This is a genomic window from Microvirga terrae (genome assembly GCF_013307435.2).
GTDB classification, from domain to species: Bacteria; Pseudomonadota; Alphaproteobacteria; order Rhizobiales; family Beijerinckiaceae; genus Microvirga; species Microvirga terrae.
On the sequence record NZ_CP102845.1, the window covers coordinates 1264852 to 1285064 of the forward strand.

17 protein-coding genes are annotated in these 20213 nt (G+C 61.0%); 13 read left to right on the plus strand and 4 right to left on the minus strand.

What is annotated here, in order from left to right:
* Positions 1 to 69: 69 nt before the first annotated feature.
* Entirely contained in the window at positions 70 to 1518 is a 1449-nt protein-coding gene (locus tag HPT29_RS05995) for an FAD-binding oxidoreductase (protein WP_173946361.1), read from the minus strand.
* 12 nt (positions 1519 to 1530) lie between these two features.
* Entirely contained in the window at positions 1531 to 2430 is a 900-nt protein-coding gene (dapA, locus tag HPT29_RS06000) for a 4-hydroxy-tetrahydrodipicolinate synthase (RefSeq protein ID WP_173946362.1), read from the minus strand.
* A gap of 305 nt (positions 2431 to 2735) precedes the next feature.
* Here dapA and HPT29_RS06005 point away from each other — a divergent pair, with 305 nt between their 5' ends.
* The 3 genes from HPT29_RS06005 (at position 2736) to HPT29_RS06015 (ending at position 7021) form a co-directional block, all read left to right on the plus strand.
* The gene (locus HPT29_RS06005) at positions 2736 to 3395 is read left to right on the plus strand and encodes a helix-turn-helix domain-containing protein (protein WP_173946363.1); all 660 of its coding nucleotides are present in this window, start codon (positions 2736 to 2738) and stop codon (positions 3393 to 3395) included.
* Positions 3396 to 3411: 16 nt separating this feature from the next.
* Positions 3412 to 4569 (plus strand): alpha-hydroxy acid oxidase, encoded by a 1158-nt coding sequence (locus HPT29_RS06010; protein WP_173946364.1) that lies wholly within the window; start codon positions 3412 to 3414, stop codon positions 4567 to 4569.
* 391 nt (positions 4570 to 4960) lie between these two features.
* A complete protein-coding gene (locus tag HPT29_RS06015) occupies positions 4961 to 7021 on the plus strand; it encodes a M10 family metallopeptidase C-terminal domain-containing protein (protein WP_259060494.1) in 2061 nt (686 codons plus the stop codon).
* Positions 7022 to 7393: 372 nt separating this feature from the next.
* Here the strand turns inward: HPT29_RS06015 and HPT29_RS06020 are convergent, their stop codons facing one another.
* Positions 7394 to 7822 (minus strand): helix-turn-helix domain-containing protein, encoded by a 429-nt coding sequence (locus HPT29_RS06020; protein WP_173946969.1) that lies wholly within the window; start codon positions 7820 to 7822, stop codon positions 7394 to 7396.
* 67 nt (positions 7823 to 7889) lie between these two features.
* Here HPT29_RS06020 and HPT29_RS06025 point away from each other — a divergent pair, with 67 nt between their 5' ends.
* The 5 genes from HPT29_RS06025 to HPT29_RS06045 all read left to right on the plus strand — a co-directional run bounded on the left by HPT29_RS06025 (position 7890) and on the right by HPT29_RS06045 (position 13790).
* Entirely contained in the window at positions 7890 to 9128 is a 1239-nt protein-coding gene (locus HPT29_RS06025; RefSeq protein ID WP_173946933.1) for an MFS transporter, read from the plus strand.
* Between the two features lie 45 nt (positions 9129 to 9173).
* Positions 9174 to 9554, plus strand: coding sequence for a hypothetical protein (locus tag HPT29_RS06030; protein WP_173946934.1), 381 nt, complete (start codon positions 9174 to 9176; stop codon positions 9552 to 9554).
* 743 nt (positions 9555 to 10297) lie between these two features.
* Complete coding sequence (locus tag HPT29_RS06035; RefSeq protein WP_173946935.1) at positions 10298 to 11527, plus strand: hypothetical protein; 1230 nt, start codon at positions 10298 to 10300, stop codon at positions 11525 to 11527.
* 43 nt (positions 11528 to 11570) lie between these two features.
* Positions 11571 to 11858, plus strand: coding sequence for a hypothetical protein (locus HPT29_RS06040; RefSeq protein WP_259060495.1), 288 nt, complete (start codon positions 11571 to 11573; stop codon positions 11856 to 11858).
* 918 nt (positions 11859 to 12776) lie between these two features.
* A complete protein-coding gene (locus HPT29_RS06045) occupies positions 12777 to 13790 on the plus strand; it encodes a LysR family transcriptional regulator (RefSeq protein WP_247654519.1) in 1014 nt (337 codons plus the stop codon).
* 236 nt (positions 13791 to 14026) lie between these two features.
* Here HPT29_RS06045 and HPT29_RS06050 read toward each other — a convergent pair whose 3' ends face one another.
* On the minus strand, positions 14027 to 14608 hold the full coding sequence (locus tag HPT29_RS06050) for a GNAT family N-acetyltransferase (RefSeq protein WP_173946937.1): 582 nt from the start codon (positions 14606 to 14608) through the stop codon (positions 14027 to 14029).
* Positions 14609 to 14721: 113 nt separating this feature from the next.
* Between HPT29_RS06050 and HPT29_RS06055 the strand changes: the two genes are divergently transcribed.
* The 5 genes from HPT29_RS06055 (at position 14722) to HPT29_RS06075 (ending at position 20126) form a co-directional block, all read left to right on the plus strand.
* On the plus strand, positions 14722 to 14931 hold the full coding sequence (locus HPT29_RS06055; RefSeq protein WP_173946938.1) for a hypothetical protein: 210 nt from the start codon (positions 14722 to 14724) through the stop codon (positions 14929 to 14931).
* Positions 14932 to 14954: 23 nt separating this feature from the next.
* Entirely contained in the window at positions 14955 to 15353 is a 399-nt protein-coding gene (locus tag HPT29_RS06060; RefSeq protein ID WP_173946939.1) for a helix-turn-helix domain-containing protein, read from the plus strand.
* A gap of 206 nt (positions 15354 to 15559) precedes the next feature.
* Entirely contained in the window at positions 15560 to 16159 is a 600-nt protein-coding gene (locus HPT29_RS06065; RefSeq protein ID WP_259060496.1) for a M15 family metallopeptidase, read from the plus strand.
* Between the two features lie 272 nt (positions 16160 to 16431).
* Positions 16432 to 17724 (plus strand): multidrug effflux MFS transporter, encoded by a 1293-nt coding sequence (locus HPT29_RS06070; protein ID WP_173946941.1) that lies wholly within the window; start codon positions 16432 to 16434, stop codon positions 17722 to 17724.
* 362 nt (positions 17725 to 18086) lie between these two features.
* Complete coding sequence (locus HPT29_RS06075; RefSeq protein ID WP_173946942.1) at positions 18087 to 20126, plus strand: sensor histidine kinase; 2040 nt, start codon at positions 18087 to 18089, stop codon at positions 20124 to 20126.
* The last annotated feature ends 87 nt before the right edge of the window (positions 20127 to 20213 follow it).

Here is a 20213-nt window from a genome sequence, read left to right on the forward strand (position 1 = left end):
TTCCCTTCTGGTTTTCCAAAGCCTCGTGATCGATGAGGCGAAGACCGTCTTTGCGACGGGTTACTGTTTTTATGTTGCCCGGCCCTCAGCTGCCGCCTTCGTCGAAGGCAGCAGCACGCCGGGGTTCATGCGATTGTCAGGATCAAGCATCTGCTTGACCTGAAGCATCAATTCGTAGCGAACCGGATCGCAAAGGCGTTCAAGTTCCTGCGTCAGCTTGCGGCCGACGCCATGTTCTGCGCTGAACGTGCCGGAGAAGGCTGCGGCAACGTCGTGAATCGCCTGCTCGACCTCAAGGGCGAACGCATCCTTGTCGGCGAGCGCAGCCCAATACGCGTGCGCGAACATGAGGATGTAGTGCACGTTGCCGTCGCCAAGATGGCAGACGACCTGCGTGACGGCCTCCGGAAACCTCTCCGACGAAACCCTGTCGGCGGCCGCGATGAAGCCGGGCACGTCCGAGGTGCGCACCGCGACGTCGTGAACGACACCGATGCCTTCCTTCTTGTTGGCTTCGGAAACGGAATGACGGATGTGCCAGATCTCGGATGCCTGACGCTCCGAAGCGGCAATCACGGCATCGGTGGCGATGCCGGATTCGAAGGCGTCTCCGAGAGCTGCTTCGAGAATCTCCGAGAGGCCCGTCGAGGCATCGACGCTGCTCAGTTCGATCATCACCGACCAGGCCGGAATGGCCGAGAAGGGGATCCTGACGTTCTCGACGTGGCGGGCAACGAGCTGGATCTGCGAGGCGGAGAGCAGTTCGAACGCCTCGATGTAGGGACCGGCCTTGTCCTGAAGAACCGCGAGGAGAGCGACGGCGGCGGCTGGGTCGGGAACCGCCACCCAGGCGTGGGCGGAATTCGCCATCAGAGGGTGCAGGTGAAGTGCCGCCCCGGTGACGATGCCGAGCGTGCCCTCGGCACCGATGAAGAGATGGCGGAGCAGATATCCGGTGTTGTCCTTCCTGAGGCCGGCGAGATCGCGCAGGACGCGCCCGTCGGCCAGAACGACCTCGAGGCCCGCCACTAGGTCCCGTATCGGACCGTAGCGCACGACGCCGGTTCCACCCGCGTTCGTCGAGATGAGGCCGCCGATCTGGGCGCTGCCTTCACTGCCCAGATGCAGCGGGAACTGTCGCCCTACCGCGTGAACCGCTTCGTGCAGATTGGCCAGGATCACTCCGGCGTCGACCGTCGCGACATTGGCGGCTCGGTCGATGCTGCGGATCTGGTTCATGCGGCGCAGCGAGAGGACGATGCCGGACTTGTCCGCCTTCCGGCTGTCGGGAACCGCCCCGTAGCAAAGCCCCGTGTTGCCCCCTTGAGGGAAGACCGGCTGTCGCTCGGCGGTCGCGAGGCGCATCACGGCGGCCACTTCATCGGTCGTGGCCGGCAGGACCACGCAGAGAGCCCGACCCTGCTTGCGGCCCCGCCAATCTGTCAGATACGGCTCCATCTCGCTCTGGTCGGTGATCAGGCCCTTGCTTCCGACGATATCCCGCAGCCGGTCGATCATGCTGGTCTCCGATCAGGCGAGAGCAGCCGACTGGGCTTGCTTCGCGACCGCTTCCAGTTTCGCCAGCGTGTCGGCGCTGGGCCCCTGCAGCGGCAGCCGCACCCCGCCGACGGGCATCCCGGCCATGGCCATATAGCTTTTCAGCGGTCCCGGATTCGTCTCCAGGAAGATGGTGTCGATCACGGGATCGATGCGGTTCTGCAGCGCCAGCGCCTCGTTTAGTTTTCCATTCCGGGCCAATTCGAAGATTTGCAGCCAGATCTTCGGATAAATCGAGGCCGATGCGAGCACGCCGCCCTTCGCCCCGAGTGCCACGTGGGTCGCAAAGAGTGGCTCCTCACCGCTCAGGATGGCGATCCTGTCGCCGACATATTTGATCGTCTTGATGTATTCCGGCATGTCGTAGGACGAGAACTTCATGCCGATGATCGAGCCGTCCTCGGTCATGGCCTGCACGCCCTCGGCGGTCACGGCGACGGTCGTCCGGCGCGGGATCTGGTAGAGCATCACCGGAAGATCGACTGCGTCACGATAGGCGCGGAAGTAGGAGCGCATGCCGTCCTGGGTGCCAGAGGCATAATAGGGCGTGACCGTCATCACGGCCCCCGCGCCAGCCTCGGCGAAGTCACGGCCCGCCTCGACGGCATCTTCAAACCCGGTGGAGAGCACGCCCGGGATCACCGGCTTGCCGCCAGCCGCTTCGACACAGGCCGCTACGATGGCCTTACGCTCCTGGCGGGACAGAGCAGGATACTCTCCGGTTCCGCCGATCGGCACGATCCCGGATGCGCCGGCCTCCAGCTGATACCGGACCAGCTTCTTCAAGCCGGCGATATCGACCTGACGATCGGCCGTCATCGGAGTGACGATTGCCGTATAGAGGCCGGTGAGCTGATCGTGCGTGAGTGCCATCGTAGGTCCTGTCAATACGTTCCCGTCGAGCAAGCCGAATGGCTGCTCGCCCAGTGATCTGGTGCATTTGAGAGAGGGGCTCTTGGAGCGAGGAAGCCCAGAGAGCGATGTTCCGCGACTGACCTCAACGATTATCCAGGGTCGGACACGTGTCAATACGAAAGTGAAAATTTTTCCGATAGTATAATTCGTATCTCATACGCGTGTTTTTCCTTGCATCTTCGAAAGGTTGAGCTACCGATATAAAGGCACGCTGCTCCTTGCTTCGGCCTAGAGCAGCGTCTGGCAGGCAAGAAGGGAAACCGATGTCCGAGGCATCGCTCAAAGATCAAGGGGAGCTGATTCAGGACGTGATCCGGCGCATCGACGTCGGTGCGCGCCGTTCCGAGCTCGATCATCCGGCGGAAGACGTCAATATCGGCGCGCGGCTGAACCAGATCCGGAAGGATCGGCAGATGACCCTCCAGGAGGCGAGCCGTGCCACGGGGGTTTCCGCCTCGGCCTTCTCCAAGATCGAACGGAACGAGTTATCTCCCACCATCTCGACGTTGCAGCGCATCGCACAGGGGTTGGGAGTCGAACTGGTCGCCCTGCTCAGCGAACAGGAAAGCGGTGTGGTCAACTACGGCCGCCGCAGCGTGTCGCGCGCTGGCGAGGGGAACCCTCACAAGACGATTACCTGCAACAACACGCTGCTGTGTCCTGACCTGCGCAATAAGCGCATCACCCCGATCCTGACACGGGTGACGGCGCGATCGCCCGAGGATTATCGTTCCTGGGCCAAGTCGGAGGCGGAAATCTTCCTGATGGTGCTGGAGGGGACACTCGTCGTTCACAGCCGGCTCTATGAGCCCCTGACCCTGAACGCGGGAGACTCGATGTACTACGACGCGAACTCCGAACATGTCTGGACGTCCGTCGGACCAGAGGACGCCAAGGTGCTCTGGGTTCTGACCGTCACCTGAGTACGGAGCTCAGAGCATGGGACAGCTCCTCAATGCAGCGGATTTCAGGCACGCGGCGCAGCGGCGGTTGCCCCGAGGGCTGTTCGAGTATATCGACCGCGGCGCGGAGGATGAGCTGGCGTTAAGCAATCTGCGCCGCAGTCTCGATGCAATCCGCCTTTCACCTCGTGTGTTGACGGGGCATCCCGAACGCGATCTGCGCGTTCGTGTAATGGAGCGGGAGATCGCGATGCCCGTGGTTGTCGCTCCGACTGCTCTCGCTGGTCTCGTCGCCTATGACGGCGAAGCGAAACTCGCTCGCGCAGCGGCACGGCAGGGAGTTCCGTTTTGTATCTCGACCCAGTCGATCACGACGATTGAAGAGGTGCGCGCAGGCGCTCCCGATGCCGATTTGTGGTTCCAGCTCTACCTCTGGAAGGATCGTGAGCTGACCCGCAAGCTTCTCGATCGTGTCTGGGCCTGCAACGTGACGACCCTAGTGGTCACGGCCGACACACCCATCGGCCCTAAACGCGAGTACAACCAGCGCAACGGCTTCTCCATTCCTTTCATCTATTCCTTGCGGGCTGCTCTTGATGTCGCCATGCGCCCGCGCTGGCTGGCCGGAGTGCTTCTGCGCTATCTTCATACGACCGGGATGCCCACTTATGGCCATTACCCTGAGGAGTTCCGCAGCGCGATCACCCGACCGTCCATTGTCGAGGCTGTGAAGCTGGAGAACCTCCTGAACTGGGACGACCTGCGTATTCTGCGGCAGCAATGGAAGGGACGCCTCATCGTGAAGGGTATCCTCCATCCTCAGGACGCGAGAGAAGCTGCGGATCTGGGAGCGGATGGCATCGTCATCTCAGCCCATGGCGGGCGCAATCTCGATATTGCGCCCGTGCCGGCAGAGGTGCTGCCGGACATTGCCGATGCGGTCGGGAACCGTCTTGAGATTCTCGCCGACAGCGGAGTTCGCCGCGGCAGTGATGTGCTCAAGTACATTTCGCTTGGAGCACAAGCTGTCATGCTCGGCCGCCTTCCGCTCTGGGGGCTCGCGGCGGGAGACGAGAAGGGTGCAGACCAGATGCTTGCCATGATCCGCACGGAAATTGATATGACGCTGACGATGCTAGGTGTCCGGAGACCTGAGGATTGTCGCGGTCTCCCCATCCGGTCGACTTGGATTTAGACCAACTTCGCTCGTTGCACTTGTCGGTAAGGATACGTGCGGCAAGTTTCGGGATAGTCCGGAATTAGCACAAAGCTGAAATCACCTGAATATCCGCTCTGGAGTCTAAGTCGGCCGTTAAGCCGAGACGTCCTGCCCTCCAGTCGCTCATAATCCACCGTTTGTGAGCGGCATTCCCGAGCCACCGGGGAGGAAGCTTCAATGTGTGGATGTGCAATCGCGAAGCGGTCGATGTGCCCTTAGGGAAGGCGCCCCATGTCCAAGTGAGTCACAGCCGCAAGGCGACCGCTTGCCGGCGCAGCCCGGCTTCGCTGCAACGGGATCGCACTTTAGGATTAAGGAACCGAAATAACGTTTCCAAGTTCCTTCATCGACGAAAAAAGGTCGATGGATGTCTCAAGTTCCTAAAACCGCAAGCGCTGCAACGGGCCCGACAACCCAGCAGACCGATGTGACGGCCCTCCTCTGCGGCTACCAGTGGGGAGGGTCCATCACCTATGCCTTTCCGGACGAGATGTCCGATTACGACGGTGAGTGGGATGACCCGCATGTCTATCGGCTCTCCTTCGAGAGACAGCAGGCGGTCTGGCATATCCTCGAGGGCTGGGGGCCCTATGAGACGGCCTCCCGTTTCGGTCTGACTCCCGTCGAGGGCTTCACGAGACTGTCAATCACCTATGCGGGCTTCGGGCAGGGGACCCTGCAGATTTCCGGCATCAATTTGGAGGATGCTCCCGAAGTCGAGAATCGTCGTGTGCTCGGATACAGCAACTTTCCTGGAAATCGTTCGGGCGGCGCGGGCAACGTCGCGCTTGTCGAAAACAAGTATTCTTACGAAGTCGAGATCCTCCCCGGGTCTTGGTCCTACTTCGTCATAATTCACGAACTCGGACACGCCCTCGGCTTGAAGCATCCCCATCAGGAGGCGCCGCGCGGCTCCTTCCCAATCATGTCCGAAGAGCACGACAGGGACGACTTCACGGTCATGTCGTACAAGGGCGCCGGTACTAATCCACAAACTTTCATGCAGTACGATATCGCCGCCTTGCAGATGATGTACGGGGCTAATTTCGAGTTTCGCAGCGGCGACACGATCTATCGCTGGGCTGCGAACGGAGAGACCTTCGTCGATGGAGTATCCCAGGGGGCCATGGTGTCGCGCTTCGTCCTCCAGACCATCTGGGACGGCAACGGCAACGATACCTATGACCTGAGGGCGTTCGAAGGCAGCACAGTTGATTTGGAACCTGGAGGCTTCACGATCTTCGAGATCGGTAGCCGCTCGCGGATCGAAAAAGGCAATATCTCGAATGCCTTCCAGTATGGCAGCGATCCCCGGTCGCTCATCGAGAACGTCCTCGCGGGCGAGGGCAACGATAGAATCTCCGGCAATGCCACTGCAAATATGCTGGTCGGAAACGGCGGCAACGATGAACTGCGCGGCAAGGGCGGCAACGACGGTCTGAAGGGCGGAGCCGGCAACGATTGGATGGACGGCGGCAGCGGCGCGGACATGATGGATGGCGGCGACGGCTGGGATGTTGCGTCTTATCAAAGCATCTCTGCTTCCGAGGGCGGGGTCGTGGTCAACCTCGAGACCAACAAGAATGGCGGCGCCGCCAGGGGTGACAAGCTGTATCGCATCGAGGTGGTGCAGGGGACAAACGCCAACGACAGCCTCACCGCTATCGACCGCGGCAACGGCAGCGGCGTCCAGCTCTACGGCGAGGGCGGCGACGACGGGCTCACCGGCAAGGGCGGCGATGCCCTGTTCGGCGGCGCCGGCAACGACTGGCTCGACGGCGGCCCGGGCGGCGACCTCCTCGACGGCGGCGCCGGCTGGGATGTGCTCTCGTACCAGAGCGCCACCGGCGGAGTCGTGGTCGACCTGACCGGCAACCAGAACGGCGGCGCGGCGGCGGGGGATCAGGTCTCGAACATCGAGGTGCTGCAGGGCTCGAACTACGCCGACACGCTCACGAGTGTTGATCGCGGCGGCGGCTCGGGGGCGCAGCTCTACGGTGAGGGCGGCAACGACACGCTCACCGGCAAGGCAGGCGGCGACTACCTGTTCGGGGGTGCCGGCGACGACCTCCTCGACAGCGGCTTCGGCTGCGACGTGCTCAGCGGCGGGGCAGGGGCGGACACGTTCCGGTTCAGCACGGGCCCGGGCGCGGGCAACGTCGACACGATCCAGGACTTCTCGGCCGCGGAGGGCGACCGGATCGTGCTCAGCCGGAGCGTGTTCGCGAGCGCGGGGTATCAGTATCTGTCCGGTGCGGCATTCAAGCTGGGGGCTGCGGCAACGGCGGCGGAGCATCGCATCGTCTACAACCAGACGACCGGCGAACTGTTCTACGATGCCGACGGCTCGGGCGCCGCGGCGCAGGTCAAGTTTGCCGTGATCGCCAATCATGCGTCGCTCAGCGCAGCCAGCTTCTCCATCTTGTGAGATTCTGTAGGCGGCGAAGCTCTGGGCTCGCTTCCGCCGCTCGACAATGGATCACATGGGGCGCGGCGGAGGTTGCGCCCTTCGCGTGCTCGCGGGGCTTTCTGCTTGGCCGAAGGGGGCTGTTATTCCGGAACTCGAGCTTCCAAGTTGCCCATAATCGGCCGCTTGTGAGAGGTATTGACAGGCCGGGAGGGTAGGGGACTTCGTGTGCAGAAATGCAATTATGAAGGCGACGGTTGGTGGGGCCCTACTCAGGACGCCTATGACACCGATGACCTCGCCTGTCCGAGATCGCTTGGTAAGCAGACGTTCTCAGGCAGGGACTAGCTGCCGCGTCTGTCCCCGAGCAGACTTTCGTGCTTCCGAGACGCTTCATTCGAACCGATGCCCAGACGCCGGACAGGTGACGCGCCTGCGGGTTGCTGCCTTCAGGAGCTTGCGGAAGGTTGGACATTCCAGGTGCGACGGAGCGGGACATTCGGCTACGTGCCGAAGCGCATCCCGCAACACCCGTAGGTCGGCCATCTGGCGCTGCAAATCATCCGCCTTGGCGTGCAACTGATCCCGGGGGATGTCGGGCCGGCCGTCCTTGCCGAACATGCCCGCAATCTCGGTGAGGGAGAAGCCTGCCGTCTTCCCGAGTTCGATCAGCGATAGCGTCAGAAGAACGTCGGCGTCGAATTGCCGTCGCAACCCATGTCGGCTGATCGAGCGGATCAAGCCGATCTCCTCGTAGTAGCGCAGCGTCGAGGGCGGCACGCCCGAACGTTCGGCAACCTCTCCAATATCCATCATTCCCAGGCTTGACCTCAAGTTGACTTGAAGTCGTAGCCTCTCTCGAATCGTCACTTCGAGCAAGAGGCATGTTATGGCTAGCACCACAATTCCGCGGCAGACACAGGTCTGGAGAGACCCGCGAGCAATCGCGCTGCTGATGGCAGCATCGCTCACGACCATGGCCAATGCCACGATCAGTCCCGCGCTCCCCGGGCTGGAACGCCTGTTCGGGGAAGACCCCAACGCGGGGATGCTGGTACGCCTGCTGGTGCCGGCGCCCTCAATCAGCGTCGCTATCTTCGCGCCGTTCGCCGGTCTCGTCGCTGATCGGTACGGTCGGCGGCGGATGCTCCTCGCCGGGGTCGTTCTCTTCGTGATCGCCGGATGCGCAGGGTTGTTCCTTCCCGACCTCCCAACCGTCTTTGCCAGCCGTCTGGTACTGGGACTGGCTGTCGCTCTTATCATGACGGCGCAGACCGCGCTCATTGGCGACTACTTCACTGGGGACGAGCGGAGCGCGTTGTCAGGAATTCAGATATCAGCTCGGAACTTCGGGGGGCTCGTGTTCATCTCGCTCGCGGGATGGTTCGCGGCGATCTCGCCGCGTCTGCCCTTCGTCATCTATGGAGTTGCCGCAGTCTTCCTGCCGTTGATGTGGAAGGTCATTGTCGATCCGCAACGCACCTCGTCCGCTCCCCATGCCTGTCTGGAGGAGAGTTCCTCCGATCCTTCATCATGGAGCCTCGTCTTCGCGCTGCTCGTGCTACTCCAGGCCGTGACGAACATGATCTTTTTCGTCATGCCAACCCAATTGTCGTTTTTCTTCGCAGTGGCAGGCTGCAGCAGCCCAGTGATGACCGGCTCAGCGCTCGGCATCTTGATGCTCTCCGGCGGCAGCCTTGCGCTCCTGTATGGTCGGGTCCAGCGGGCCATCGGCTACGCTGCCGTCTTCGCCCTGGGCTATGGTGTGATGGCGCTTGGGTTCGTGTTGCTGGCCCTGGCGGCGACGCCTTTGGCATGGTTCGTTGCAGCCGCGGCCATCGGCGCAGGCTATGCATTGGTCTCGCCGAGCTTCGTGACCCTTGCTTTGGAACTTGCTCCCATCCGGCGGAGGGGAGCGGCAGGCGGTGTTCTGGCAGCTTCCGTATTCATCGGCCAGTTCTGTTCGCCTCTCCTGAGCACACCACTGGTCGCGACGTACGGCTACGAGGGGCTCTTCTACATCACCTCATCGCTTGCCGCCGCGATGGCCGGTGCGGCCGTCTTGAGGGCCGCGGCCTTGAGATTGGGTGGCCTAAGCTGCCTTAGGGGTATCTATGGCAAGAGATAGACTCGAAGTCATTGCCTATCACGAGGCAGGTCACGCTGTAATAGCGTGGGCCTGCGGCCTAAATATTCAAGGATCAGCATTGTCCCTAGCGGAGACAGTGACGGCCACATCCTCCTGAACTTCTCGGATGAGCAAAAAAGCAAGATCGATGATGGCGATCTGACAATTCATCGATCGCTGTCTCTCGTTGGCGTCGGCGGCATGGCAGCCGACGTCACTCATTGGGGCACGTACACCGGTTATGATCCCGAAAATTACATTGAAGGTGTCTCCAGCGACCATCCGAAAGTATCATACCACCTCGCCCGGTTAGGCACTCCTGGAGAGGACACGTTTCAGTTTTATGCAGCTTTGGCGTTTCATAGGTTCACAAAAGACGTCAAGACATGGTCGGTGGTGACAAGCCTCGCGCTGATATTACTTTGAATCCCGACGCTTACAGAATCGAACCTTTCTAACTTCCAGATGGATATTCCCAAGCTCGATCAAGCTTACCGGAACTGGTTCGAGCGCTTCCGGCAAAACTTGAGTACCGGTTTCAGAGAGATGCTGGAATTCCGAGGCGTGTACTAGCAGATCCCTATTGGAGCCGCAGTTCAGGATGGAAGGCTCACGAAGCTGATCGTTTCGACGGGACCACTTTTCGGGCAGACTTGATGTTAGGGGATAGTAGACCCGTTAATATTAGAACCACGACAAGCAGAACGGCAGTGCCAACCCCGCGCATGACTCCCAGGGTAGATAGTGTGGCACCTTCGATCATTTCAGGTGCCACGAGTACCGTCACGACAAACATGTCAAACACGGCTAGCATCACCAGCCATGCCATGTTCACAGATTTGATCGAACGATTAGCAGGAGCCGTCATCCGTTATACTCGGTGTCGATGTAGAAGTCGCCGTCGTTGAGAACTGTGAATTGGATCCAACCATCACGGCGGGTTGTCAGAACGTGCCGCCGCTTGCCTGTCGTACGCACTATGGCTCCAAGACCCTGGGTCATTGCCCTATAGTCCGGAATTGTAAGCTGGGTGTCATGGACGATCGGCTTATCGGAAATGACAATCGCTCGCGGCCTGCAGTATTTGAATACATCGAGGCAGAAGCCGTTCTCGCGCCCGTGATGGGACGCCACCAGGACGTCAACACTACTCAGTTCTGTTCGAAAACGTGAGGGAGCTCGACACCGCGAAACGGGTGCTGATCGAGACCATCGTCCACGACGACGGCTCCAGTCTTGCCGGGGGCAAGGATTACGATCAGGACGGCCACAACTACCGCGACAAGGTCAACGCCGCGCAGGCGCCCGGGCAGGAATGGGAAACCTTCGAGGAGCACCGCGACGCTGCCAACAACAAGACTTGGCAGATCTACAAATACTACGGCCCGACCGTCGAACAGGAGCGGATCGTCGAGTGCGGCTGGGACTACAGCGGACAGCCATGGACGCGGACGGAACTGACCCGGGACGGCCTGCTGCGGGAGACCAGGCTCGAGACCTGGTTCGACAACGGCACGCGTACGGTCAAGGAGTGGAACTGGTCCGGCCAGACCTGGGCCTGGCGCGAGACGCTCTACAGCGGCAGCACGCGGCTTACCGAGTGGGAGCAGTACGATGGGCAGCGCCATATCTACCGCGAGTGGAACGGCGGCGCCGCCTTCGACGAACGCGAGACGCGCACCAACGCCGGCGGCATCATGTACTATCAGCACGTCGTCACCGGCACCCAGAAGACGGTGCATCTGTGGGACGTCGATCAGGCTCAGCCGTGGGCCGAGCGGATCACCACGACCGTCAACGGCGTGATCGGTCGGATCGAGACGATCTATGGCGATCATAAGACCGTCGAGGTCCGCGATCTGACTGGTACCGAGGAATGGACCAAGCACATCCAGGAATGGCGTGGCCCGAACTTCAAGAACAAGGTCGAGGACAAATATTATGACGGCAATAAGCTCATCAACAAACCGACCTGGGACTTCAACGGGGAAGACTGGGAATCGGAGGAGAAGCGCTACGATGACGGTACGGTCCACTACCACAAGATCGTCAACGACGATTCCCTGACAATCGTCACCGAGACGGACACCAACGGCAGCGACAACTGGGAGACGAAGATCACCAAGTCGCGCGAGTTCGCCAGCACCATGAAGACCTTCGCCGTCATCACGAAATACGACGGTGCTCCCACCGAGAGCGGCATCACCTTCGACGAGTTCGTCAAGCTGACCGATCACAAGGGCGTCGAGATCTGGTTCGAGAACCACATTCGCGCCAATAACGGCACTCCGGTGTTCGGCTACATCACGGACGAAAACGGCAATGGGATGAGCGTCACGTACCTACCGGGCAATCTCGAGAAGGCACGCGCCTGGGAGGGTTTGGACCCTGTCTTCTAGCAAGGACCCCGGCAGGGGAAACCAGGATCTGGACGTCGCGCGGATGCCGCGATGCGCGGCTGAACTCGAGGAGGGGATCACCTTCGCTGATTCTCGAACGGACAGAGGACGAACCTATCCCACATTCTTCGCGTTCATCGATCGTCCTGAGGTCATGACCTCGGCGCAGATCGGCAGTGATGCCTGGGCGGTGGATCAGCCTGGAGACCGGGACGCCTGGGTGCAGCTTGACTCTGGAAGACCAAGCAGCGGCATGCTTGCGGCGCTGTACGTTCAAAAGCCCAAAGCCTCGGATGGCCTGGCCAATCTGTTCGGGACGACATCAGGCTAGATCCCCAAACGACGACTTTCTGTGAGGACGTGGGCAGAGCATGCGTCCTCCGACTGTCCTGCAAAACCCCAGAAGGAACTCAGCCTTGGCCCTTCCGCCCCCACATAAGGGCCATTGTGGGCGGCTGACCTGGAGGAGAAACGACAACTCGCTAAGCTGGCTCGGTTCACACAGCCCAGCTTCCCGACTAGCATGCGCTTGGAGGTTTACATCGGCATCATATGCGATTTGGAGCATTCGGTATCGGTGTGCTCGGCACAGCCGCTTGGTTACTCGGCGGTAATATCTTCACAGTCTTACGCTGGAACGAAGTCTCCAGGGCCAATATCGATACTCTTGGCGATGGTCTTGGAGCAAGCTGTATTCGAAGATCATAAAATAAAGGTTTATTATCGTTAGAGAAAAATAGTCTCTGTGAGGTCTTCATTCAATGTCTCTGATTATCAAAACCACCAATAAGGGTATTAATCAAATTTTTATCGTTACAGGCAATATCTTATCTGGTGACAAAATTGTTAAAGTCGATGATAATCTGGTGAAATTTCCGCAGGACCCGTGACATATCAGAAGTATATTGCACTTGCAGCGTCCGATCCAAGCAACCCGAGGGATCGAAAACTTAAAGTCGTGACAATTGCGAGATACATCTGTGGCGAAGCAAAAAGCTTGGCTGAAACGGAACGATACGCCGTGAACCCTTTGATATTGGCGAGACTCAAAGGCCTTGAGTTTGAAAGGTTCTGCGACAACACAGAGGAATTTGTTACGTTTTTGACCGTCGCATAAGCGAAGAGACGTGACCTAAGGAGTGTCGCATTGCCGATGCCTTCCCTTACGCTAAGTTTAGTATCCTGATTGAACTGTCTCATAAGTTGTGTAGCATCGGTCCTCGTTTTGGAACGGACACCGTCAGTGAATATGAGGCCTTTCGACCCTGACCAGCGCAATCTCGTCCGTTCTCCACTGGACAACGAGAACATTCTGAGCGGACAGTTCTGGGGCGAGCTGCGGGTGTTTCTGGCCGTCGCCAAAGCCAAATCATTCAATCGGGCCGCCGAGATCCTCAACACCAGCCAGCCGACGGTCAGCCGCCAAGTCAAACGGCTTCAGGACCTGATGGGGTCGCAGCTCTTCGTTCCGACCCAGCACGGGGTGAAGCTCACGCCCAAGGGGCAGGCTTTGGCACAGGCCCTGACAGCCCTTGATCACTCCCTCTTCGCGCTCACCAATGATTTGAGAGCTGAGACCAAGGACGCCGAGGGCGTCGTACGGGTCAGCATCACGGACGGTCTCAACACCTTTTTCGTGGCGCCCGGCACTTCTGCCTTCGCGGCAGAACATCCGAAGATCCAGCTCCATCTCAAAAGTCCGGCCAATGTGGTGAGCCTGCGGGATAATCAGACGGACATGATGATCGGCTTCAATCCGATTGAGGCCGCTGACATTTCCATGCAGAAGCTGGGATACCTGCATTTCATCCCGATCGTGGCGAAGTCCTACATCCAGCAATATGGAATCCCGACGCGCCTGAACCTGGTTCAGCATCTCTTCCTGCAGTCCGAGTTCTACTCGGCCAACACAGGATTGTGGGCGCCCTGGAACGGGGTCGTCTCGCAAGGTCAGGTCGCCCATTTCTGCGACAACTCGATGGCCTATGGCATGCTCGTCAAGGCGGGGCTGGGAATCGGGCTTCTCGGCAGCTACACCATTCTTGAGCCGAACGCGGTTCCGCTGGAGCTCGATGTCACGATCTCGGTCCCGATGTACGCCCTTGTTCTGACCGAGCGGCTGAACGCACGGCCCGTCCGCTTAGTCTTTGACTGGCTGTGTGAGATGTTTGGGCCGGCGAATCCTTGGTTTGCCCCGCGACTGCGCCTCGATCCGCCGCAGAGTCGGTTCGATAGCGGCATCAAGCTGCTCTTCAATCTGTGAATGCCGGCGTTGAAGATGAAGCCGGCTGATGCTTTCCGAGATGCCGATGTAGGTATTGCCGACGTCCTCGAACAATTCGGCCATTTCGAGCGGCACCCCGTCAGCCTCGAACAGCAGCTTCTGGAACGTGGCCGAATGCAGGGTCACCACCTGCTGGAGGTAAGACTGGAAATAGTCCATGATGACGCCTGCGTCAGCGTTGTTCAAATCCGGGAGGGCAGGGGATCCATTGAAGGTCATGATCCGACGACCTCGAACTCGGAGTGGACATCCCAATGCCCTTCGATGCGGAAGAGAATGGCGGCATCGGAGGAAGGCGTGATGGCGTTTTCGGGAGGAGTAAGATGCTTGACGAGTTCGACATAGGGCTCGTCATGCCCCTCGAAATAGAGAGGGTCTTTGCCCGGCGCCGGCATAAAGCCCAGCATCCGCCGCCACAGGCGAGCATGAAGAGGCTTGGCATGGGTGATCACACAATCGTAGCCCTTGCGGCTGATATGCTCGAAGATGAATTCGGCACATCGCTTGATCACCCGCGGATCCCGCCAAGTCTTGCGGAAGCTGGTGCGCTCCATCTTGGCGAAGTCCTTGAACCAGCGGATCCGGGCCGTTCCGATCGGCTCATCGCCGGCGTAAACGATGATGTGGGTCGCCTGGTAGTCGTTGCCGTCATAGGTCTGCCGGGCCGAGACTCCATTCTCTTCCATGAAGCAGATCGCCCGGATCGCATGGGCATCAAGGAGCTGCTCTGCGGTCGTGACGACCTCGACCCGGATTAGATTGTCGTGACGGCGGATGCGGGATGGTTCCTGATCCATGGCGGGGCCTTTGATCTGCCTGAAGAGTGCAGATAGGGAGCACGAGAGGCCGGGAATTCTGAAGATGCTGAGATGTATGACGGTTCTACATCAGTGTTGAACGGGAGCGGGTGATGACCCGACAGGATAGTCCTAGGACCGCAACCCTGGCTGAGCTATGCCACGAGGCAGTGCAACGCTATGGCGATGACTGGGGGCAGATTCAGGCCTATGTGGCCAAACGCATCGCCGCCATGCCTCGGGAAGACCGGGAGCGACTGACCGCCGATGTCGGTCGCCTTCTGTCCTTCTGCGCCCCAATCCGCTCGAGCGTCCTGCACTGAAGTCGTGCAGGGCTAAGGGGCAAATGCAGAAGTCACCGAATGAAGCCGACCGTCACATCGGCAAACGGATCCGCTTGAGGCGCATCGCCCTGGGCATGAGTCAGGAGAAGCTGGCGGACGCTCTCGGGCTGACGTTCCAGCAGATCCAGAAGTACGAGAAGGGGATCAACCGGATTGGCGCCGGCCGCCTCCATGAAATCGGGCTGATCCTGGGAGTCGATGTAACCTATTTCTTCGACGGCCTGCTGGGGCGCAATGCCTTGCTTAACGCCAACGACAACGTGCTCCATTTGGTCGCGAGCAATCCGCACGGTGCCAAGCTGATCGAGCTGTTCGCCAGTGTCGAGGACAGCAACATCCAACGGAGCATTGTTAAACTGGTGGAGGCGGTGCTGAGCGCGAGGGAGACCGTCAGATCATAAGGCCTGTTGCACGTGGCCCTCGGGCCCGGCGCTCTGATCTCCGGTGACGAGCCAGGCTCGACGTCTGCCATCAAGCTTCCATCCTGCGCCTCGGCGCGGTCTCCGCCAGGCACTCCTTGTTTCCGCTGTCGATTCGGGATGAAGCCGAGGGGTCGACGAGCTTTGCCATTCTTTGGCAATATGGGGCTGCAATCCATCAGGCTACGATGCTTCGACAGGTCCATCCTCTCTTCGCCAGAATTCTCATCCTCCTGCTGTTCAGCTTTTGCCCGGACGCCAGGGCACAGGTCGGCCTGAGTGACGAGTCCGAGCGGCCGCCCGACGCCAGGCTCAACCCGCACCTCGGGCCGGGCGGGGTCTATGCGAGGATCCCCGCGAGAGATGACCTCGGCCGTGATCAGTTGGCGATGTTCCGCACCTGGAACCCAGACCCGATAGGGCACCACGAGGCCAACATTCGCGCCCTCAACCCGGTTCTAGCCAGGGTTATCCTCAAGGTGCAGGCCGATAACCCCAGGTTGACCTTCGTCATCGGCTCGGGCAAGCGCGACGCCAAGCTTCAGCGCAAGGCGGTGGCTTGGGGCTGGTCGAGAACCCAGGGCAGCCCGCACCGCACCGGCGACGCGGTGGACTTGTGGCCGCTCGACCAGGACGGCCGCGTCTACTTTGATCCGGGTGTCCAGACCCGGATTGCGGAAGCCGTCGCAAAGGCCGCCGCAGCGCTGGGCGTGCCCGTCCGCTGGGGCGGTCACTTCCACGGCTTCAAAGACATGGACCGCTCCCATTTCGAGCTCTCTTCGCGATAGGCGGAACATGGTTTTTCCGGTCATGGCCCGCATTCCTTATGAAACCCTCTCCTGCTCTCGTGGTTGATAGCCGGTAATCAAACGACTTCACGAGGGGAACCGGATGCTGAAACGCCCTCAGATGCAGGTTCAGCGGGTCTTCCCGCCATCTCCAGGTTAAGCTTTCCCTTTCATTCTCAGTCCTTGGTCCATGCCCGAGATCAGCGCTTCCATGCATTTCGCATGACGAATGCCCCCAGGCGGCGGAAACACCTGTCGCGGAAAGTTTTGCAATGTCTCCGTTTGCCGGCGGCCCATCCCAGAGCGGCCACACCCGATTCCCGTCCTTGCATGAGTTCGTGCTCCTCATTGCCCTTGTGATGAGCCTCGGGTCTCTGTCCATCGACAACCTGCTTCCTGCCTTCGGGCCGATCCAGTCCGATTTCGGGATCGCCGATCCCAACGATCTCCAGATGCTGATCACGGCTTACATGGTGCCCTTTGCCGTCATGCAGACGGTCTATGGCCCTGTCTCGGATACGATCGGTCGGCGGCCCACGCTGATGATCGGGCTGGCCGTTTACCTCATGGGAGGCTTCATCGCAGCAACAGCCATGAGCTTCGACATGCTGCTGATCGGACGCGCCGTTCAGGGTGCCGGCTTGGCTGCTACTCGCGTGCTGACGGTGGCGATCATCCGGGATCGCTTCGCAGGCCGTGAGATGGCACGCGTTCTCTCGATCACCATGATGGTTTTCATCATCGTGCCGATGCTCGCGCCCGCATCGGGCAGCCTTCTCCTGCTCCTGGGCACGTGGCGCATGATCTTCGCGACCATCCTGGGCTTTGCCGTGTTGGTGGCGGTGTGGTTCTCCATCCGCATGCCGGAAACCCTCCATCCGGAATATCGCAGGCCGTTCTCCTTCGACCAGATCGCATCCGCGGTCAAAGTCACGGTCTCCACGCGGGTCAGCATCGGCTATGCGACGGGCGTCGCCCTCATGATGGGCTGTCTCATGGCGTATATCGGGTCCGCACAGCAGATTTTCGAGACGGAGGTCTATGGGCTTGGAGCGCTCTTCCCTCTGGTCTTCGGGTGTATCGCGGCCTTCATGGGAGCGGCCTCGTTTACGAACGCGAGGCTTGTGCAGCGTCTGGGAATGCGCCGTCTGTCGCATATCGGCCTTTGCGGCTTCACGCTTGTTGCAGCTGTACAGCTGGGCGTGGCGCTTCTCTACGGCGGCCGGCCGCCCCTGCTTCTGTTCGCAGCGATATTCGCTCTCAACCAGTTCCTTTACAGCCTCACGGTGCCGAACTTCAATTCGATTGCGATGGCACCCCTGGCTGCCATTGCGGGCACAGCTTCGTCCTTCATCGGGTCCTACACCACGCTGGTCGGAGCTCTGTTCGGATTTTTCATCGGACGTTCCTTCAACGGCACGGTCGTGCCTCTCAGCGCGGGCTATCTCTGCCTCGGTGTGGCATGCCTGGCGGTGGTCCTCTGGACCGAGAGAGGGCAGCTGTCCCTCCGGAGCGAGCCCGATGAAGGAGGAGACGAGCAGGCCGTTCCGATTGCCGCGGAGTGAGGGCCGGCCGTGAATGGTGAGAAGACCCGGCCAAGCTGGGTTGACGGGCGAGGTTACTTTGCCAGAGAGCGCAAGTCAGCTCGCGGCAGAAGCGGGGTCCCGTCGTCACGGCCCTGCACTTGTGTCTGACGCTGCCTTGGCTGTTTGGCAGAATTGTCCTACATACCCATCCTCGTCCGTCATCCTTGCGCTCTGGGGCCACGCCCACAGGAGTTGGTTTTAGAGAAGCTGGGGTGATGGCTCGGGGCAGGACATGGCCATTGCTCTGGCCTGCGCCATCGATCCAACGTCATGACGTCCCCAGCGGGAGCGAGCACATCGTGGGCAAGTCCCTGTCAGCCTCGAGCGAGCGAGGGCTCCGGATGCTTGCACGCTCGTGGCTCCCGTCTTTGCGCTCGCGCCTGGTCCTTCTCACACTTGTCCTGGTAATCCCAGCCCTCGCGGCGGCCGGGATCGCCGTCTATGCGGGATACCGCCATGATCGGCATGAGGTCGAGAAGCACCTCCAGGAAACCGCCCGCGCGCTCTCGCTGGTTGTCGACCGCCAGTTCGGGCAAGCGGAGGCGCTGCTTTGGGCCCTGTCGACGTCCCCACAGCTCCTTGAGAAGGACTACGCCGCCTTTGACGCGCGAGCGCGCGCTGCGATCCGTCTCCCAGGCACCTGGGTTGTCGTCGCGGATGATGAGAAGCAACTCGCCAATACCCTGCTCCCACCCGGCAGCCCCCTGCCGATCATCCCGGACAATACCTATCGAAAAGGGCTTGTCCCGGGCACGATCCGGATCAGCAACCTGTTTCTGGGGACCGCGGCAAAGCAGCCGGCCGTCGCCGTCGATACCCTTGTGACCACCCGAGAGGGTTCCGAGCTCTTCGTCTCAGTCATCATGCTCGCCGAGAGGGTCAGCCGCATCCTGGCCGATCAGGGGCTGCCGCCATCCTGGATCGGCACGATCATGGATCGCAACGGCACGGTCGTGGCGCGCAGCCGGGACGCGGCGCGTTTCGCCGGGAAGCCTGCTCCCCCGGACGGGGTCGCACGTGTTCAGACCGGGGTGAGCCAGGGCGTGTGGGAAAGTGTCTCCCTCGATGGCGTGCCGACGGTGGTTGCCCTCTCCCGCTCGCCGGGATCGGGCTGGTCGACCATCGTGGCCGTGCCGCAGACGGAGATCACGGCCCCCGCCTGGCGGTTCGCCCTTTATCTCAGCGCTGCCGGAGGGCTGCTTCTTGCCGGCGGTGTCGCCATGGCGTGGCGGGTCGGGCGCAGCATTGCGACTCCCGTGGAGGGATTGGCAACCATCGCCCACAGGATGGGACGCGGCGCGCCCGTAACAGCCCATGGGAGCGGACTAGCGGAGGCCGACCGGGTGGCACAGGCGCTTGCCTCGGCCTCAGCGGAGCTTCGCACGCGAGAGGCTGCCCTGCGGGCCAGCGAGGCTCGCCTTCGTGCCACGCACGAGAACGCTGCGGTCGGCATCACCGAGGTGGACAGGGACGGGCACTTCATTTCGGTCAATGAAGCTCGCTGTCAATTGACCGGCCACAGCCGCGACGAGCTGATCGGAGAGCATTTCGGTCATGTGACCGACCCAGAGATCCGCGAACATGATTTGGAGCTGTTCGCGCGCCAAGTCGCCGGCGAGCTGAACACCTACACCACGGAAAGCAAGTTCCGGCGCAAGGACGGCAGCTGCGGATGGGCCCGCGTGACCAGCACGGCGGTGCGGGATGGCGACGGCACGTTCCTGTACGCCGTGCGTGTGGTGGAGGACATTACCGAGCGCCGGCAGGCGGATCGGCGCCAGAAGCTGCTCATCGACGAGTTGAACCACCGGGTGAAGAACACCCTGGCCACCGTGCAGTCCCTGGCCTGGCAGGCCGCTCGTCCCGGCGTGCCACCAAAGGTGGCGCAGGAGCGCTTCCAGGAACGGCTGCTGGCCCTCTCGCGCACCCACAACCTGCTCAACGAGACGCACTGGGAGGGGGCTTCCCTCAGGGCCATCCTTGAGACGGAGCTCGGGCCTTATCTCACACCCTTGTCCCTCGTCCGAATCCGTGGGCCGCAGGTCGATCTTTCGGCACGGGTCGCGGTGGTGCTGGGGATGGCCTTCCACGAGCTCGCTACCAACGCGGCCAAGCATGGAGCCCTTTCATCCGAGCGAGGACGGGTTCAGGTCGACTGGAAAGTCGACACATCAGGGGGCGGGACCGTTCTGACCGTCGACTGGTGCGAGTTGGATGGCCCCGTCCCTGAGGTGCAGCCGGTTCGAGGGTTCGGCTCACGGCTGCTGCAGCAGACGGTCACCCGAGAGCTGGCCGGGCAGCTCGACCTCCGGTTCGAGCGGGGAGGGGTCTGCTGCACGATGACAATTCCCATGGAGGCAGGCGCCGACCGGGCGGCCTGACATGGGCTCTGCAACGCTCGGGCCGGGCGGTGCCGGACGTCGAGCGCATGGACAAATTGCTCTCCGACACGTGCTGTGCGCCAACGG

Excerpts from the sequence above, each read along its gene's own strand:
- HPT29_RS05995 (WP_173946361.1), bottom strand. The coding sequence starts at position 1,518 with ATGATCGACCGGCTGCGGGATATCGTCGGAAGCAAGGGCCTGATCACC.
- dapA (WP_173946362.1), bottom strand. The coding sequence starts at position 2,430 with ATGGCACTCACGCACGATCAGCTCACCGGCCTCTATACGGCAATCGTC.
- HPT29_RS06005 (WP_173946363.1), top strand. The coding sequence starts at position 2,736 with ATGTCCGAGGCATCGCTCAAAGATCAAGGGGAGCTGATTCAGGACGTG.
- HPT29_RS06010 (WP_173946364.1), top strand. The coding sequence starts at position 3,412 with ATGGGACAGCTCCTCAATGCAGCGGATTTCAGGCACGCGGCGCAGCGG.
- HPT29_RS06015 (WP_259060494.1), top strand. The coding sequence starts at position 4,961 with ATGTCTCAAGTTCCTAAAACCGCAAGCGCTGCAACGGGCCCGACAACC.
- HPT29_RS06025 (WP_173946933.1), top strand. The coding sequence starts at position 7,890 with ATGGCTAGCACCACAATTCCGCGGCAGACACAGGTCTGGAGAGACCCG.
- HPT29_RS06040 (WP_259060495.1), top strand. The coding sequence starts at position 11,571 with ATGCCGCGATGCGCGGCTGAACTCGAGGAGGGGATCACCTTCGCTGAT.
- HPT29_RS06045 (WP_247654519.1), top strand. The coding sequence starts at position 12,777 with ATGAGGCCTTTCGACCCTGACCAGCGCAATCTCGTCCGTTCTCCACTG.
- HPT29_RS06050 (WP_173946937.1), bottom strand. The coding sequence starts at position 14,608 with ATGGATCAGGAACCATCCCGCATCCGCCGTCACGACAATCTAATCCGG.
- HPT29_RS06055 (WP_173946938.1), top strand. The coding sequence starts at position 14,722 with ATGACCCGACAGGATAGTCCTAGGACCGCAACCCTGGCTGAGCTATGC.
- HPT29_RS06060 (WP_173946939.1), top strand. The coding sequence starts at position 14,955 with ATGCAGAAGTCACCGAATGAAGCCGACCGTCACATCGGCAAACGGATC.
- HPT29_RS06065 (WP_259060496.1), top strand. The coding sequence starts at position 15,560 with ATGCTTCGACAGGTCCATCCTCTCTTCGCCAGAATTCTCATCCTCCTG.
- HPT29_RS06070 (WP_173946941.1), top strand. The coding sequence starts at position 16,432 with ATGTCTCCGTTTGCCGGCGGCCCATCCCAGAGCGGCCACACCCGATTC.
- HPT29_RS06075 (WP_173946942.1), top strand. The coding sequence starts at position 18,087 with ATGCTTGCACGCTCGTGGCTCCCGTCTTTGCGCTCGCGCCTGGTCCTT.